Annotated in this window: 9 protein-coding genes; 8 read left to right on the top strand and 1 reads right to left on the bottom strand. The window is 72.1% G+C overall.

What is annotated here, in order from left to right:
- The first annotated feature begins 96 nt into the window (after nt 1–96).
- The 4 genes from ETAA1_RS05080 (at nt 97) to ETAA1_RS05065 (ending at nt 7132) form a co-directional block, all read left to right on the top strand.
- Complete coding sequence (locus ETAA1_RS05080; RefSeq protein WP_145234887.1) at nt 97–1347, top strand: DUF1501 domain-containing protein; 1251 nt, start codon at nt 97–99, stop codon at nt 1345–1347.
- Between the two features lie 141 nt (nt 1348–1488).
- Nucleotides 1489–2592 (top strand): WD40 repeat domain-containing protein, encoded by a 1104-nt coding sequence (locus ETAA1_RS05075; RefSeq protein ID WP_145234885.1) that lies wholly within the window; start codon nt 1489–1491, stop codon nt 2590–2592.
- A gap of 158 nt (nt 2593–2750) precedes the next feature.
- Nucleotides 2751–4826, top strand: coding sequence for an acetylxylan esterase (locus tag ETAA1_RS05070; protein ID WP_145234883.1), 2076 nt, complete (start codon nt 2751–2753; stop codon nt 4824–4826).
- An 80-nt stretch (nt 4827–4906) separates the two neighbouring features.
- Nucleotides 4907–7132, top strand: a complete 2226-nt coding sequence (locus tag ETAA1_RS05065) for an alpha/beta hydrolase (protein ID WP_145234881.1) — start codon at nt 4907–4909, stop codon at nt 7130–7132.
- A gap of 57 nt (nt 7133–7189) precedes the next feature.
- Here the strand turns inward: ETAA1_RS05065 and ETAA1_RS05060 are convergent, their stop codons facing one another.
- Complete coding sequence (locus ETAA1_RS05060; RefSeq protein WP_202920676.1) at nt 7190–8509, bottom strand: Gfo/Idh/MocA family protein; 1320 nt, start codon at nt 8507–8509, stop codon at nt 7190–7192.
- Nucleotides 8510–8716: 207 nt separating this feature from the next.
- On the opposite strand from ETAA1_RS05060, the gene ETAA1_RS05055 reads away from it, so the two are divergent.
- The 4 genes from ETAA1_RS05055 (at nt 8717) to ETAA1_RS05040 (ending at nt 14150) form a co-directional block, all read left to right on the top strand.
- Nucleotides 8717–10093, top strand: a complete 1377-nt coding sequence (locus ETAA1_RS05055) for a neutral/alkaline non-lysosomal ceramidase N-terminal domain-containing protein (protein WP_145234877.1) — start codon at nt 8717–8719, stop codon at nt 10091–10093.
- Between the two features lie 55 nt (nt 10094–10148).
- A complete protein-coding gene (locus tag ETAA1_RS05050) occupies nt 10149–11387 on the top strand; it encodes a PQQ-binding-like beta-propeller repeat protein (protein WP_145234875.1) in 1239 nt (412 codons plus the stop codon).
- A gap of 154 nt (nt 11388–11541) precedes the next feature.
- On the top strand, nt 11542–13014 hold the full coding sequence (locus tag ETAA1_RS05045; RefSeq protein ID WP_145234874.1) for a hypothetical protein: 1473 nt from the start codon (nt 11542–11544) through the stop codon (nt 13012–13014).
- On the top strand, nt 13011–14150 hold the full coding sequence (locus ETAA1_RS05040; protein WP_145234872.1) for an McrC family protein: 1140 nt from the start codon (nt 13011–13013) through the stop codon (nt 14148–14150). The genes ETAA1_RS05045 and ETAA1_RS05040 overlap by 4 nt, the downstream gene beginning before the upstream one ends.
- Nucleotides 14151–14201: the final 51 nt, after the last annotated feature.

The following is a 14201-nucleotide window of genomic DNA, read 5'->3' as shown; positions in this document are numbered from 1 at the left end:
AACGAAGACAACGACCGCTTTCAATCTTGGCTCGGTCTTACTTTTTGTGTCTTTTCGTGCCTTTTTGTGGCCAACGTTCCGATTCCGAGGCGCGTGATGTTCTCTCACCTGAGCCGCCGGGCGTTCCTGAAGGGCGCCGCCGTCACCGGGTCTGGTCTGATCCTGCCGAACTGGGGCGCGCTGGCCTACGCCCGTAGCGCCGCCGACGCCGCGGTCCGCGCCAAGAAGCGCTGCATCCTCCTGTGGATGAACGGCGGCGCCAGCCAGATCGACACGTTCGACATGAAGCCCGGCCGCCCCACCGCGGGGCCGTTCCGCCCGGTGCAGTCGAAGGTAACCGGCCTCCAGGTGTGCGAGTACCTGCCGCGGATGGGGCAGGTCGCCGACAAGCTGGCGGTGGTGCGGAGCATGCGGACGCAGTCGCCGGACCACCCGGACGGCATTTATCACATGCACACCTGCTACAAGATGAACGAGCGGACGCCGCACCCCGAGATCGGTGCCGTCATCGCCCGGTTCAACGGCGACCCCGCGTCGGACCTGCCGACGTTCGTGCGCATGGGGTCGTGCGGCAACGGCGGCGCCGGCTACCTCGGGCCGGCGCACGAGCCGTTCTCCGTCAGCGGCAACGGTCGGCTCCCGTCCTTTACGAGCGCCTACCACCCCGAGCCGGCCGAGCGCCGCCGCGCCGAGTTGTTCCGGCAGCTGGACGGCGAGTTCACGTCGGGCCGGCCGGCGGAGCCGTTCGACAGCCACCGCACCGGCAAGGAACGCGCCTGGCGGCTGATGCGGGCGAAGGGCGTGTTCGACACCGCCGCCGAGTGGCCGCGGGCGAAGGAGCGGTACGGCGACACCGAGTTCGGCCGCGGCTGCCTGATGGCCCGCAAGCTGGTCGAGGCCGGCGTGCCGTTCGTGGAGGTCGGCCAGGAGAACTATGACAGCCACGCCGACAACTTCGTCTGCCACAAGGCAAACATGCAGGTGCTCGACCCGGCGTGGAGCGGCCTGCTGCTCGACCTAGAGGAACGCGGCCTGCTGCGTGACACGCTCGTGATCTGGATGGGCGAGGTGGGCCGCACGCCGCAGATCAACAACCGCGCCGGCCGCGACCACTTCATCCGGGCGTGGACGGTCGTACTCGCCGGTGGCGGCATCAAGGGCGGGCAGGTGTACGGCCGCACCGACGCCGACGGCAAGGAAGTGACCGACAACCCGGTGAGCGAGGGCGACCTGTTCGCGACGATCTATCACACGCTGGGGATCAACCCGCGGGCCAAACACTTCCACGGCGTGCGGCCGGTGTGGCTGACGCCCGAAGGCTCGGCGCCGATCGCTCCGCTGGTTTAGAACCAAAGACAGATTGGCCGCAAAAAGGCACAAAAAGCACGAAAAGGAAGACAGAACCAAGACGCTATTCAGAGTTTGATTTGTCTTCCTTTTCGTGCTTTTTGTGCCTTTTTGCGGCTATTCTCTGCCGGGATTTCCCTCATGCCCGACCTGACGAAGCCGGCGCTCGCCTGGACGCTGCCGTGGGACGCCGACTGGGTCACCTCGGTGGCCTGGGTCGGCCGCTCGCGCCGGCTCGCGGCTGCGAACAACCTCGGCGGCGTCCTCCTGTGGGACATCCCCGACCGCCCCGGCGGCGACGCGCCCAAACCGATTCGCCGCCTCGACGGCCACACCAACTGCGTTAGCAAGCTCCTCAGCACGCCCGACGGCTCGCTGCTGTTGTCGGCAAGCTACGACCACACCGTCCGCCTGTGGAACCCGACCGCCGAGCCGACCGGTGCTGCCGAGACGCTAATTCTGAATGCCCGCGCCATCGCCGACGCCGAGCGCCGCAAGAGCAACGGCGCCCGCGTGCCGCCGCCGATCCCGGCCGAGGTCCGCCTCGTGCGCGAGAGCCGCGCCTTCAGCGGCCACCGTGAATGGGTCGTGAACCTGTCGCTCACCCGCGACGGCCGCACGGCCGTGTCCGGCGACGACGGCGGCCACGTCCTCGTGTGGGACACGACCACCGCGACCGTCCGCACCCGCTGGCAGGTGAAGGGCTGGGCCTACGGCGTGGGCGTGTCGCCGGACGGCCGGCAGGCGTGCGTCGGCGAGCGGCTACCGCTCGTGTTCGACAGCGGTCGCCACGCCGCGCTGAAGCTGTGGGACGCCACCACCGGCGCCGTCGTCCGCGACCTGTCGGCCGACTTCCGCGGCCAGCATTTCGCCGCCGCCGCGTACTCGAACGACGGCAGCGTCTTGGCCGTCGGCCGCGGCGGCGAGTCGGACGGTAACGGGCCGAACGTGACGCTGCTGGACCCGACGGGGGCGAAGAAGCCGCGGCCGCTGACGCCGGGGCACCTGAACGGCGTCACGGACCTGGCGTTCCACCCGGACGGCAAGCACCTCGCGTCGTGCGGGCGGGACACGGTGGTCCGCGTGTGGGACGTGGAGGCGGGCCGGCTGGTGAGCGAGGTCGGCCGGCCGCGCGGCGGGCAGTTCAAGGACTGGATTCACGCCGTGTCGTGGTCGGCCGACGGCGCCTGGCTCGCGGCCGCCGACATGGCCGGGGCGGTGCAGGTGTGGCACTTCCCGGGTTGAGAGGTCAAACACAGTTAACCACAGAGTCACAGAGGGCACAGAGAGGAAACCGAACACCGAGGGAAGAGGAGGAATCTGGTTTCAACACGGTTCGGCCCCTGCCTTCTCTCTTCTCTCTGTGCCCTCTGTGACTCTGTGGTTATTCCTGGATTTCCAACATGCACCGCTGCTACGCCTTGGCGTTGTCGCTCCTCGTCGCCGGCACCGCCGCCGCGCAGGACGCGCCACTCCTCCCCGCCGGCCCCACGCCGCCGAAGCAACTCCTGCACGAACTCCTGCTCGCCGAGTGCCGCGCGAAGTTCGCCGCCCGCGCCACCGAGGTCGAGGCGCTGAGGACGCCCGCGGACATCGCAGCGCGCCAGGACCGGCTGCGGAAGCAGTTCGTCGCCGCACTCGGCGGCTTCCCCGACAAGACGCCGCTGAACGCCCGCACCGTCGGCACCCTGAAGCGCGACGGCTACCGCATCGAAAAGGTGATCTTCGAGAGCCGGCCGGAGCACCACGTCACCGCGAACCTGTACCTGCCGGACGGCCCCGGCCCGTTCCCGGCGGTGCTGATGCCGATCGGCCACAGCCAGACCGGCAAGGCCGCCGACTACGTGCAGCGCGGCTGCGTCCTGCTCGTGAAGAACGGCTTCGCGGCACTCGCCTACGACCCCATCGGTCAGGGCGAGCGCGTGCAGTTACTCGACAAGCTCGGCCAGCCCGCAATCAAGGGGAGCACCAGCGAGCACACCATGACGATGGTCGGCGCCCTGCCGACGGGGCACTGCACCGCCAGCTACCGCGTCTGGGACGGCATCCGCTCGCTGGACTATCTGTGTTCACGCCCCGAGGTGGACGAAAAGCGGCTCGGCTGCACCGGCTGCTCCGGCGGCGGCACGCTCACGTCGTACCTCATGGCGCTCGACGACCGCATCGCCGCGGCGGCGCCGTCGTGCTACCTCACGAGCCTCGACCGGCTGTTCAGTACGATCGGCCCGCAGGACGGCGAGCAGAACATCCCCGGCCAGGTGGCGGTCGGAATGGATCACGCCGACTACGTCACCATGCGGGCGCCGAAGCCGACGCTCGTGATCGCGGCGTCGAAGGACTTCTTCGACATCAAGGGGACGTGGGACACGTTTCGCGAGGCGAGCCGGGTGTACGCCAAGCTCGGCTTCCCGGAACGGCTGTCGCTCGTGGAGACGGACACGTCGCACGGCTACCCGAAAAGCCACCGCGAGGCGGCGGTGCGGTTCTTCAACCGCTGGCTCCGCGGCGTCGATACCCCGGTGACGGAGGGCGACTTCCCGATCGAGAAGGACGCCGACCTGCGCTGCACCCGCACCGGCAACGTGATCGAAGACCTGAAGGGCCGCTCCGTGTTCGACCTGAACGCCGTCGCGGCGGATGAGGCGCGGAAGCAGCGGAAGGCCCTGGACCCGGCGGCGCTGCGGGCCGCGGTGGCCAAGCAGCTGGGCCTGACCGCGTCCCCGCAGACGACGGTCGAGAAGGTCGGCGCCGAGGGCCGTGAGGGTTACACGCTGCTGAAGCTGATCTACCGCACCGACGGCGGGCTGCCGCTGCCGGCGGTGGCGTTCGTGCCCGCGAAGGAGCGGCGCGACGGGGCACGGGTGGTGCTCGTCCACGACGGCGGCAAGGCGGCCGCCACGGCCGACGCCGAGGCGCTGGCGAAGGCCGGGCGGTACGTCCTGGCGCTCGACCTGAGCGGCTTCGGCGAGACGGCCCCCGGCGTGGCTGCGCCCGGCCGGCCGAACTACTTCGGCGTCGAGTCGCGCGAGACGTTTCTGTCGCTGCACCTGAGCCGGCCCCTGCTCGGCCGGCGGGTGCAAGACTTGATGGCGGTCGTGAAGCATCTCCGCAGCCCCGCCGACAAGGAGATCGAGCTCATCGGCCACGGCGCCGCGGCGTCGGTGGTGCTGCACACCGCTGCGCTACTGCCGAACGACGTGGCGGCGGTGCAGTTGGTCGGCGGCGGCGTGTCGTGGGACGAGGTGGCGCGGACGACGGTGAGCGTGAACCAGTTCGCTGGAGTCGTGCCCGGGGCGCTGGCGGTGTACGACCTGCCCGACCTCGCCGCGAGTCTGTCGCCGCGCCCGCTGGTGATTCGCGCGCCGAAGGACGCCGCGGGGAACGCGGCGCCGGCGGCGCTGGTGGAGCGGACGTTCGCGCCGGTGCGGGCGGCCTACGCGAAGGACGGCGCCGACGGGCGGTTCACGACGACGCGGTAACACCCGTTTCGCCGCTTGCGGCTACGCGCTGCCCCGCGCAAAGCCGCAAGCGGACTCACCCCGAACGTTCCACACACGTCATGCGCACCCTTCTCGCCGTCGCCGCCCTGGCCCTCGTCGCGGCCGACCTGCCGGACGTGGACCCCGCCGTCTTCCCGCCCGACGACCCGCGCGCCAAGGCCCTGTCGAAGATGGTCTGGGCCGACGCCCGCAAGCGCCTCGCCGACGCCGGCGAGCGCGAGGCGAACGCCTTCGCCGCGGTGCGGTCCCGCGCCGACTGGGAAGCCTTCCGCAACCCGCGCCTGGTGGCGCTCAAGGCGTCGCTCGGCCACTGGCCCGAGCCGCCGGCGCGCGTCCGCGTCGAGGTGCTGAAGTCGATCCCCGGCGACGGCTTTGTGATCGACAACCTCGTCTACGAGTCGCGGCCCGGCCTGTGGGTCACGGCCAACCGCTACCGCCCCGCGACACCCGCGGCGAAGATGCCGGGCTTCCTCCTGTCGCACAGTCACCACACCGGCCGCACGCAGGGCGAGCTTCAGGACATGGGGATGACGTGGGCGCGCGCCGGCGGCGTCGTGCTCGTCCCCGACCACCTCGGCCACGGCGAGCGGCGCCAGCACCCGTTCCGCACCGAGAAGGACTTCCCGCAACAGTTCAAGGCCGGCCGACAGGACTACTACCACCGCTACGTCACGAACCTGCAGCTGTCGGCGGTCGGCGACTCGCTCATGGGCTGGATGGCGTGGGACCTGATGCGCGGTGTCGATGTGCTCCTGCAACACTCGGGCGCCGACCCGGAGCGCATCATCATCCTCGGCGCCGTCGCCGGTGGCGGCGACCCGGCGGGCGTGACCGCGGCGCTCGACCGGCGTATCTCGTGCGTCGTGCCGTTCAACTTCGGCGGCTGGCAGCCGGAGTCGAGCGTCACGGCGAACCCAGACCGCGAGTTCGCGTGGTTCGGCGACGGGTACTGGGAGAGCACCCGCGGCCTCCGCAACGGCGCCCGCGACGGCTTCGCCCACTGGGTGATCGTGGGGTGCGTTGCCCCGCGGCCGGTGGTGTACGCCCACGAGTTCGCGTGGAACCCGGCGACCGACCCGGCGTGGCCGCGGCTGCAGAAGGTGTTCGGCTTCTACGCCGCCGTCGACAAGCTTGGCTTCGCCCACGGCGGCGGCAGCGTGAAGGGCCAGCCGCCTGAGAGCACCCACTGCACGCACATCGGCGCGGTTCATCGGAAGATGGTGTACCCGTACCTGGCGAAGTGGTTCGGCATGCCGTCGCCCGCGGAGTACAGCAAGCGGCTCCCGTCCGACCAACTCGCGTGTTGGACCGACCCCGCGGAGGCGCTGTGGCTCCGCCCGCGGGAACTGGGGCTCGTCCTCCAGGAAATCGGCGTGGAACAACAGGCCGCGGTGCGCCTGCGGTTGGACGCGGTGCGGCCGGCGGAGCGGCCAGCGGTGTTGCGCAAGGAGTGGGCAGCCCGACTCGGCGACGTCGACCCGCGGCCGGCCCCGGCCGTGTTCGCGGGTCGTTCCGAACCCATCCCCGGGGGCACGCTGGCCCGCTTCGCCCTGGAGACGGAACCCGGGATCACCGTGCCGCTGCTGCTGCTGAAGCCCACCGTGCCGGGCCCGCGGCCGGTGGTGGTGATGGTGTCGCAGCCGGGGCGGGCGGGGTTCCTCAAGCAGCGCGGCGAGGCGATCGACGCCTTCCTGAAGGCGGGTGTCGCGGTCTGCCTCCCGGACGTGCGCGGCACTGGCGAAACGCAGCCCGGCACGTCCCCGGAGCGGAGCGGCAGCCGCACCTCGCTGTCGCAGACGGAGCAAATCCTGGGGCGAACCGTCCTCGGGAACCAGCTGCGCGACCTGCGAACGGTGCTGGGTTGGCTCCACAAGCAGCCCGGGGGCGACGCCGGCCGGGTGGTCGTCTGGGGCGAGTCGTTCGTGGAACCCTTCGTGAATGTCGGCCCGCCCCGCGTCCCGCTCGACCTCACGCAGCCGCGCCACGCCGAGCCCGGTGCCCCCACCCTGGCGCTGCTCGCGGGGCTGTTCGAGGAGTCGGTGGCCGGCGTCGTGGCCCGGCGCGGGTTGCAGGGGTACATGGAGCTGGACAAGCCGTACGTCCTGCTGCCGCACGACGCCGTCGTGCCCGGGGGTGTCGCGGCCGGCGACCTCGGGCTACTGGCCGGGCCGCGGGTGGTGGCGTCCGAGCCGGTGAACGGGACGAACGAGGTGAGCCGCTTCCGCCCACGGCGGCCGGTCGCGGACGACGTGGCCGCCGCGCTCGTCTGGGTCGAGGGGCGGTGACGGACCGCCGCTTGCGGCGTAGCGGCGTAGACGCCGCTACGCCGCGAGCGGCGGAAATCATACCTCCCACCCCGCGCGGTACGTCCGCCGCACCAGCGCCTGCGCTTCGGGGAGGTCGGCGGTCAATTTCTCCACGTCCCAGGTGATCTTCTTCCCCGCGCCGACGTTGCTCGCCAGCACGCCCGTCAGCACGAACTCGGTGAACGGCCCCGCGTAGTCGAAGCTGCTCGACGGCGCCGGGCCGCCCTTCAGGGCCGCGATCAGGTCGCCCTTCACCCCGCCGCGCGACCGCGGGATGGTTTGCGGCGGCGGGGCGAAGGTGTCGTGCGCCCGCTTGGGCACGATGCGCGGGTTGCCGCCATAAGTGTCGGTCGCCATGATGCCGCGGGTGCCGACGTAGACCGTGCCGCCGCCGAACTTCTCGCCGTGCTCCTTCTCCAGCTCGCGGATGCGCTGCGGCCAGGTGTTGTCGTAACTGTTCACGGTCACGGCCGGCATCGGGCCGCGGGCGCCGAACGTCCAGCGGAGGTGGTTCTCCCGCGCGAACCGCTCGGCGCTCCCCGGCTGCTGGCTGACGCACTCGATCGTGAACGTCTTCGCCTCGCCGAGCTTCAGCGCCCAGAACGTGCCGTCGAGGACGTGGCAGCCCATGTCGCCGAGGGTGCCGGTGCCGAACTCCTTCCACTCGCGCCAGCCGAACTGGTGCAGCCCGCCGTGGTAGTCGCGCGCCCGCGCCGGCCCGAGCCACTCGTCCCAGTGGAGCCCCGCCGGCACGGGCTCGCTCTTGGGCCGGCCGCCGGTGCCGCCGAAGTTGCGCGTCATCAGGCTGTGCGTCTCGGTCACGTCGCCGATCGCCCCCGCCCAGATGTACTCGCACAGCCGGCGGTAGCCGTCGCCGGCGTGGCCCTGGTTCCCCATCGACGTGTGAACCTTCATCCGCTTCGCCTCGGCGGCGAGGGTGCGGGCCTCGTGGAGCGTGTACGTCAGCGGCTTCTCGCAGAACACGCCCTTGCCGAGCCGGATGGCGCGGACCGCGGCGGGGGCGTGGTGGTGGTCCGGCGTGGCGATGAACACGGCGTCCAGGTCGCGGGCGTGGGCGTCGTACATGCGGCGGTAGTCGTGGAACACGGGCGGGTTGTTGGCCTTCGCGCCGAGGTTCTTGATGGCCTCGGCGATCTTGCGGTCGTCCACGTCCACGAGGGCGACGAGCCGCTCGTTGGCGGCGAGGCCGTTGTTGCCGCTCCCCTGCCCGCCGACGCCGATGACGGCGATGCCGAGTTTTGAGTTGGCGTTGCGGTCCTGGGCGAACATCGGGGCCGCGAACGTCGGGCTGGCGAGCGCGGCCTTGAGGAACTTACGGCGGGAGGGGCGGGGCATGGGGCACCATTGGGGAGAAGGATCGGCTAAGGATAACCGGTGAGGGGGTGAGGTGCTACACCCCACAATGGCCAAGGACCAATGACCCACCAATGACCATAGAAGACACTGGGTTCTGTCCTTGGTCATTGGTGGGTCATTGGTCCTTGGCCATTCCGCGCCGGTCGGGTAGCCTGTCCGTCATCCTGCGAACCAAAAGGGGTTCTCATGCGACTCGCGCTCCTCGCCGCGCTCGCGTTCCCGCAGTTGGCGCACGCCGGCCTTACCGCCGGCGCCGCCGTGTCGGACATCACACCGCCGCGCGGCTGCCCGATGGCCGGGTACTACTCCGCCCGGGGCGCCGAAGGCACCCGCGACCCGCTCCACGCCAAGGCGCTCGTCCTCGAACAGGACGGCACCCGCGTCGCGCTCGTCGCCCTTGACCTCATCGGCACGCCGCGCGAAATCGTGGAGGCGACGCGGGCCGCGGTCGAGAAGGCGACCGGCATCCCCGCCGCGAACGTCATGATCTCCGCGACGCACTCCCACACCGGCCCCGTGCTGTCCGCCCGCAGCGCGTTCGCGGAAGGCGTCCCCGGCGGGCAGCAAATCCTGCGCGACTACCTGGCGGAACTCCCCGCCCGCATCGCCGCCGCGGTGAAGGCCGCGGACGAGAAGCGCCGGCCGGCGCGCGTCACGACGGCGACCGGCCGCGAGGAGCGGCTGGCGTTCAACCGCCGCTTCTTCATGCTCGACGGCACCGTCGGCTGGAACCCCGGCAAGCTCAACCCCCGGATCGTCCGACCCGCCGGCCCGACCGACCCCGCAGTGCCGGTCGTGTGCGTGGACGGCCTCGACGGCAAGCCGATCGCCACGTACGTGAACTTCGCCATGCACCTCGACACGGTCGGCGGCATGTACTACTCCGCCGACTACCCGTACCAGCTCGCCCGCTGCCTCGCCGCCGTCCGCGGCGAGGACATGGTCACGATCTTCACCACGGGCTGTTGCGGCGACATCAACCACATCAACGTGTCGAGCGCCGCCCCGCAGAAGGGCGACGGCGAGGCCGCCCGCATCGGCACGCGCCTCGCCGCCGAGGTGCTGCGGACGTACGACCGCCTCGAACCGCTCGCCGTCGGCCCGCTGCGGGTCAGCACCGCGATGGTCGAACTGGAGCTGCCCGCGGTGACGGCCGAGGACGTGGCCAAGGGGAAGGCGGTGATCGCGGCGTTGCAGGCCGGGGCGAAGCCGGCGCCGGCGTTCCTGGAGCAGGTGAAGGCGTTCCAGGCGACCGACGTGGCGGGCCGGCTCGGCAAGGCGTTCGCGGTCGAGGTGCAGGTCATCTCGCTCGGCGACGACCTGGCGTGGGTCAGCCTGCCGGGCGAGATCTTCGTCGAGCTCGGGCTCACCATCAAGGCCGGGTCGCCGTTCAAGCAGACGATCTGCGCCGAGCTGGCGAACGGGAGCATCGGCTACATCCCGAACCGCGTCGCGTACCCGCAGGGGAATTACGAGGTGGTTTCTGCACGGGTCGCGGCGGGGAGCGGCGAGAAGTTGGTGGACGAGGCGCTGCGGCAGCTGCGGGCGCAGTGGCGGAAGTAGCCCGGCCCGCGCCGACCTGATACCGTGACCCCGCCTCTCCACCCGAGGCCCGCCGATGACCCGACTCGCTCTCATCCTGACCGTCCCGCTCCTGGCCGCGGCCGACTGGCCGCAGTGGCGCGGCCCCGCCCGCGACGGCCACGCCCCCGGCTACAAGCTCCCCGCGGCGTGGCCGAAGGAAGCCCCCGCCCCGCGCTGGAAGGTGCCCGCCGGCGACGGCTACGCCGGCCTGTGCGTCGCCGCGGGGAAGGTGTTCGTCCACGACCGCGTCGGCGACAAGGAGCGCGTCCGCGCCCTCGACGCCAAGACGGGCAAAGAGCTGTGGGCGATCGACTACGCGGAGGCGTTCGCGCCGCCCGACCCGACGGCCGGCAAGGGGCCGGGAGCCACCCCGGCGTTCGACCGCGACCGCGTCTACACGTTCGGCCTCGGCGGCGTCCTGCTGGCGCTCGACGCCGCCACCGGCAACCAACTCTGGCGGCACGACTGCCAGGCCGAGTTCTGGGGCCAGAAGAAGGGGCCGCTCGGCGACGACATGGCGTTCCCGCCGTGCGGCGTCTGCGCCTCGCCACTGGTTGACGGCGACACCGTGGTCGTGAACGTCGGCGGGCCGAAGGCCGGCACGTTCGTCGCCTTCGACCGCGCCACCGGCAAGGTCGTGTGGAAGGCGCTGGAGGACCGCAGCAGCTACGCCTCGCCGCAGATCGCCTCCCCCGCCGGCGTCAAGCAGCTGGTCTGCTTCACCGGCACGCGGATGGTCGGGGTGAAGTACGAGGACAAGTCGCTGCTGTGGGGCGTGCCGTTCAAGGCGCTCTACGACCAGACCATCATCACCCCGGTGGTGTGGAAGGACCGCGTCGTCATCGCCGGGGAGGGGCGGCCGACGTTCGCGGTGAGCGTCCCCACGCCGCCGGGCGCGGAGCCGAAGACCGAGTGGAAGACCGACGAGCTGAAGAGCTACATGACGACGCCGGTGGTGTTCGGCGACCACCTCGTCGGCTTCGACCACCGCACAGTACGGCTCGTGTGCCTGAGCCTGGACAAGGGCGAGACGGCGTGGACGTCGCCGCGCGTCCCGGGGAAGTATCACTCGCTCGCGGCGGCCGGCGGGGCGGGCTTCTGCCTCACGTCGGAGGGGGAGCTGGTGGTGTTCCGCCTCCACGCCGCCGAGTGGACCGAGCTCGGCCGGTGGATGGTGTGCGGCCGTGGGAGCTGGTCGCACCTGGCGATCGCCGACGGCCGGCTGTACGTCAAGGACGCGGGGTTCGTGTACTGTTTGGATCTGCCGACGTGAGGGCGGGTTGTTAGGCCGGGGCGCAAGCCCCGGTGGGTCCAGAAGGCACCCCGGGGCCTGCGCCCCGGCCTAACGGGTTACACGCCGCCCCCGCGTGAAACCCACCCGCGCCGGCGGCGTCTTCCCGTTACCCACCCCCCGAGGCGCGACGCGGATGCCCCGCTGGCTCAAGAAGACCCTCGTCGGCGGCGCCGTCACCGTCGTCGTCCTCGTTCTGGTCGTGGTCATCGCGCGGGCGTCGCTCCGCCGCATGGGCACGCGCGAACTCGAGCGCGTCACCGCCCGCATCGACGCCGACGACGCCGGGTGGCGGCTCGACGCCATACTCGCCGCCCGCGCCAGGGCCGCCCCGCCGCCCAAGCGCAACCCCGCCGAGGCGGCCCGCCGCGTCCGCGAGGGCTTCACGCCCGAGTGGCAGCACGTCCGCACCCTCCGCGACTTCGGCGGCGGGTACGTCACCAACGAGTGGCCCGGCCTGTGGGCCACGGCGTGGTTCCTGCAAGCGCGGCCCGTTACCGCGGAGGCCCGCACGGCGGCCCGCGCCGCGTTCCTCCGCCCCGACCTCGCGGACCACGGCTACGTCGCCCTCACGGTCCCCGACAACCCGTACATGACGCTGCTGCCACACGCCCAGAACACCCGCGAGGTGTTCGAGATTCTGGAAGTGGACGCGAAGCTCGCCGCGTTCGAAGGGAAGCCCGACCGCGGCGTCGGGTCCGCCCGCGCCGGGCTGGTCGCGTGCCGGGCGCTGGGCGACGAGCCGTTCCTCATCTCGCAGCTGGTCCGCATCGCCGGGGCCAGCATCGCCGCGACCGCCGGGATGCAGGTGCTGGCGTGGGGCGAGCCGAGGGACGACAAGGAGCTGGCCGCGTTCCAGGCCGCGCTGCGGGCCGAGGCCGACGTGCCGTACCTGTTGAACGGCCTGCGCGGCGAGCGGGCCACGCTCGACCGCGTCTTCGAGGGGCTGGAGAACGGCACCATCGCCCCCGGCGACTTCGTCGGCATGGCGGGCGGGAGCGACGGCAAGAACCCGCTCGTGGCCCCCGGCTTCGCCCTGTACAAGGGGCTGCTTCCCGGCGACCGGGCGATGGCGCTGAAGCTCTACACCGAGATGATCGACGCGGCCAAGAAGCCGCCGCACGAGCAGCGCAAGGCGCTGGCCGCGGTCAAGCTGCCGGACGGCGACCCGTACCGCATCCAGTACGTCGTCACCAAGCTGACGCTCCCCGCGGTGAGCAAGGTCGGCGACGCCTCGATCCGCGCGCGGGCCACGCTGCTGACGGCGAGCGCGGCCGTGGCGTGCGAGCGATTCCGCCTCAGCCGCGGCCGGTGGCCCGAGTCGCTGGCCGAGATCCCCGCCGACGTGCTGCCGCCGCTCCCGCCCGACCCGTACACCGGCGGCGCGATCCAGTACCAGAAGACGGACGACGGCGGCGTCCTGGTGTACGCCGCGGCCGACGACCAGAACCAAGGGATTCGGGTGAACGGGCCGGCGGACGACGACCCGTTACGGGGCGTCGGCCGCGGCTGGAAGCTGTGGCCGCCGGCGGCCCGCGGGGCGACCCGGCCGGCGCCGGAACTACCGTTCGACGACACGCCCGACGCGTCGGGCGGGGTCGATCCGTGACGCGCCGCACGGTCGTCCTCGTCGAGCGCCGCACCCGGGCCGTCCGCCTCCGCCCGGCCGACGCTGCGTTCCTGCGCGACCAGTTCGCCGGCGTCGTCGAGGTGAACCCCGGCGGCACCGCCGACCGCGTCCGCCTAACCGCCCGCGGCGTCGTCGGCACCATCGACGCGCCGCACGTCCGCCTCACGATCCGGCCCAAACTTCCCTGGCCGAACCTGCGGCTCCTCCTCGGCCTCGAACACTTCGCCGCTTGTGGCGCCGCGCCCCCCGACGCGGAGCTGTTCGCTGTACTGGCGACCGAGTTCGCGGAGCGGCTGCGCGCCGTCGCCGCGGCCGGGCTCGTCCGCGGCTACCACGACGCGGACCACGCCGCGCCGTACCTCCGCGGCCGGCTCCGCACCGCCGACCAGCTCCGCGACGCCGCCGCCCGCGCCTTCCCGACGACGTTCCACGTCACCGAGTCGGCGTTCGACCTGGACGCTCCGTGGAACCAGATTCCGAAGTCCGTCGCCGACGCAGTGGCGACCCACCCGGCGCTCCCGGCACCCGTCCGCGCCGAGGTGCGGGCCGCGGCCGCGCCGCTGGAGGGCGTGACCGCCGTGATGCCGACCGACAGCGTGTTCGACGCCGCCGCGCGGGAACCGCGGGCGGGTGCGTATACTTCTTTGCTCGCGCTGTGCCGCACCCTCGGCGACGGGCTCGCCGCGGCCGACGGAACGCCCGGCGGCGGGGCGTTCCTGATCGACCTCGGCCGGGCGTTCGAGCGCCACCTGGCGACCGGCCTCGCGGACCGACTCGCCGCGGGCTGGTCGGTCGAGGCGCACGCCGGGTTTGCCGTCGGCGACACGGTGCTGCGGCCGGACGTGCTGGTGCAGCGGCGCGGCGAGCCGCGCTGGGTGCTGGACGCGAAGTGGAAGCGGCCCGGCCCCGACGCCGCCGACCTGCACCAGGTGTTGGCCTACGCCGCGGTGACGGGCGCGCCGCGGGCGGCACTGGTGTACCCGGGGCGACGCTTCGCGCGGAAGGTTTTGCAAGCCGGAGCGCGGACGGTGGCGCTGGTGCGGCTGCCGGTGGTGGGCACCTCGGACGCGGTGGCCGCGGGGCTCGCACGGCTGGCACGGCTGTTGGCTCGTTAAGCCCTCGTGAAGGCACGGCGATTCCGCCCCGGCGGCCCCTTCCGCCACCGA

This window comes from Urbifossiella limnaea (genome assembly GCF_007747215.1).
Lineage (GTDB): Bacteria > Planctomycetota > Planctomycetia > Gemmatales > Gemmataceae > Urbifossiella > Urbifossiella limnaea.
The sequence above is the reverse complement of the archived record's forward strand: the minus strand, read 5'-3'. Positions and strand labels throughout refer to the sequence as shown.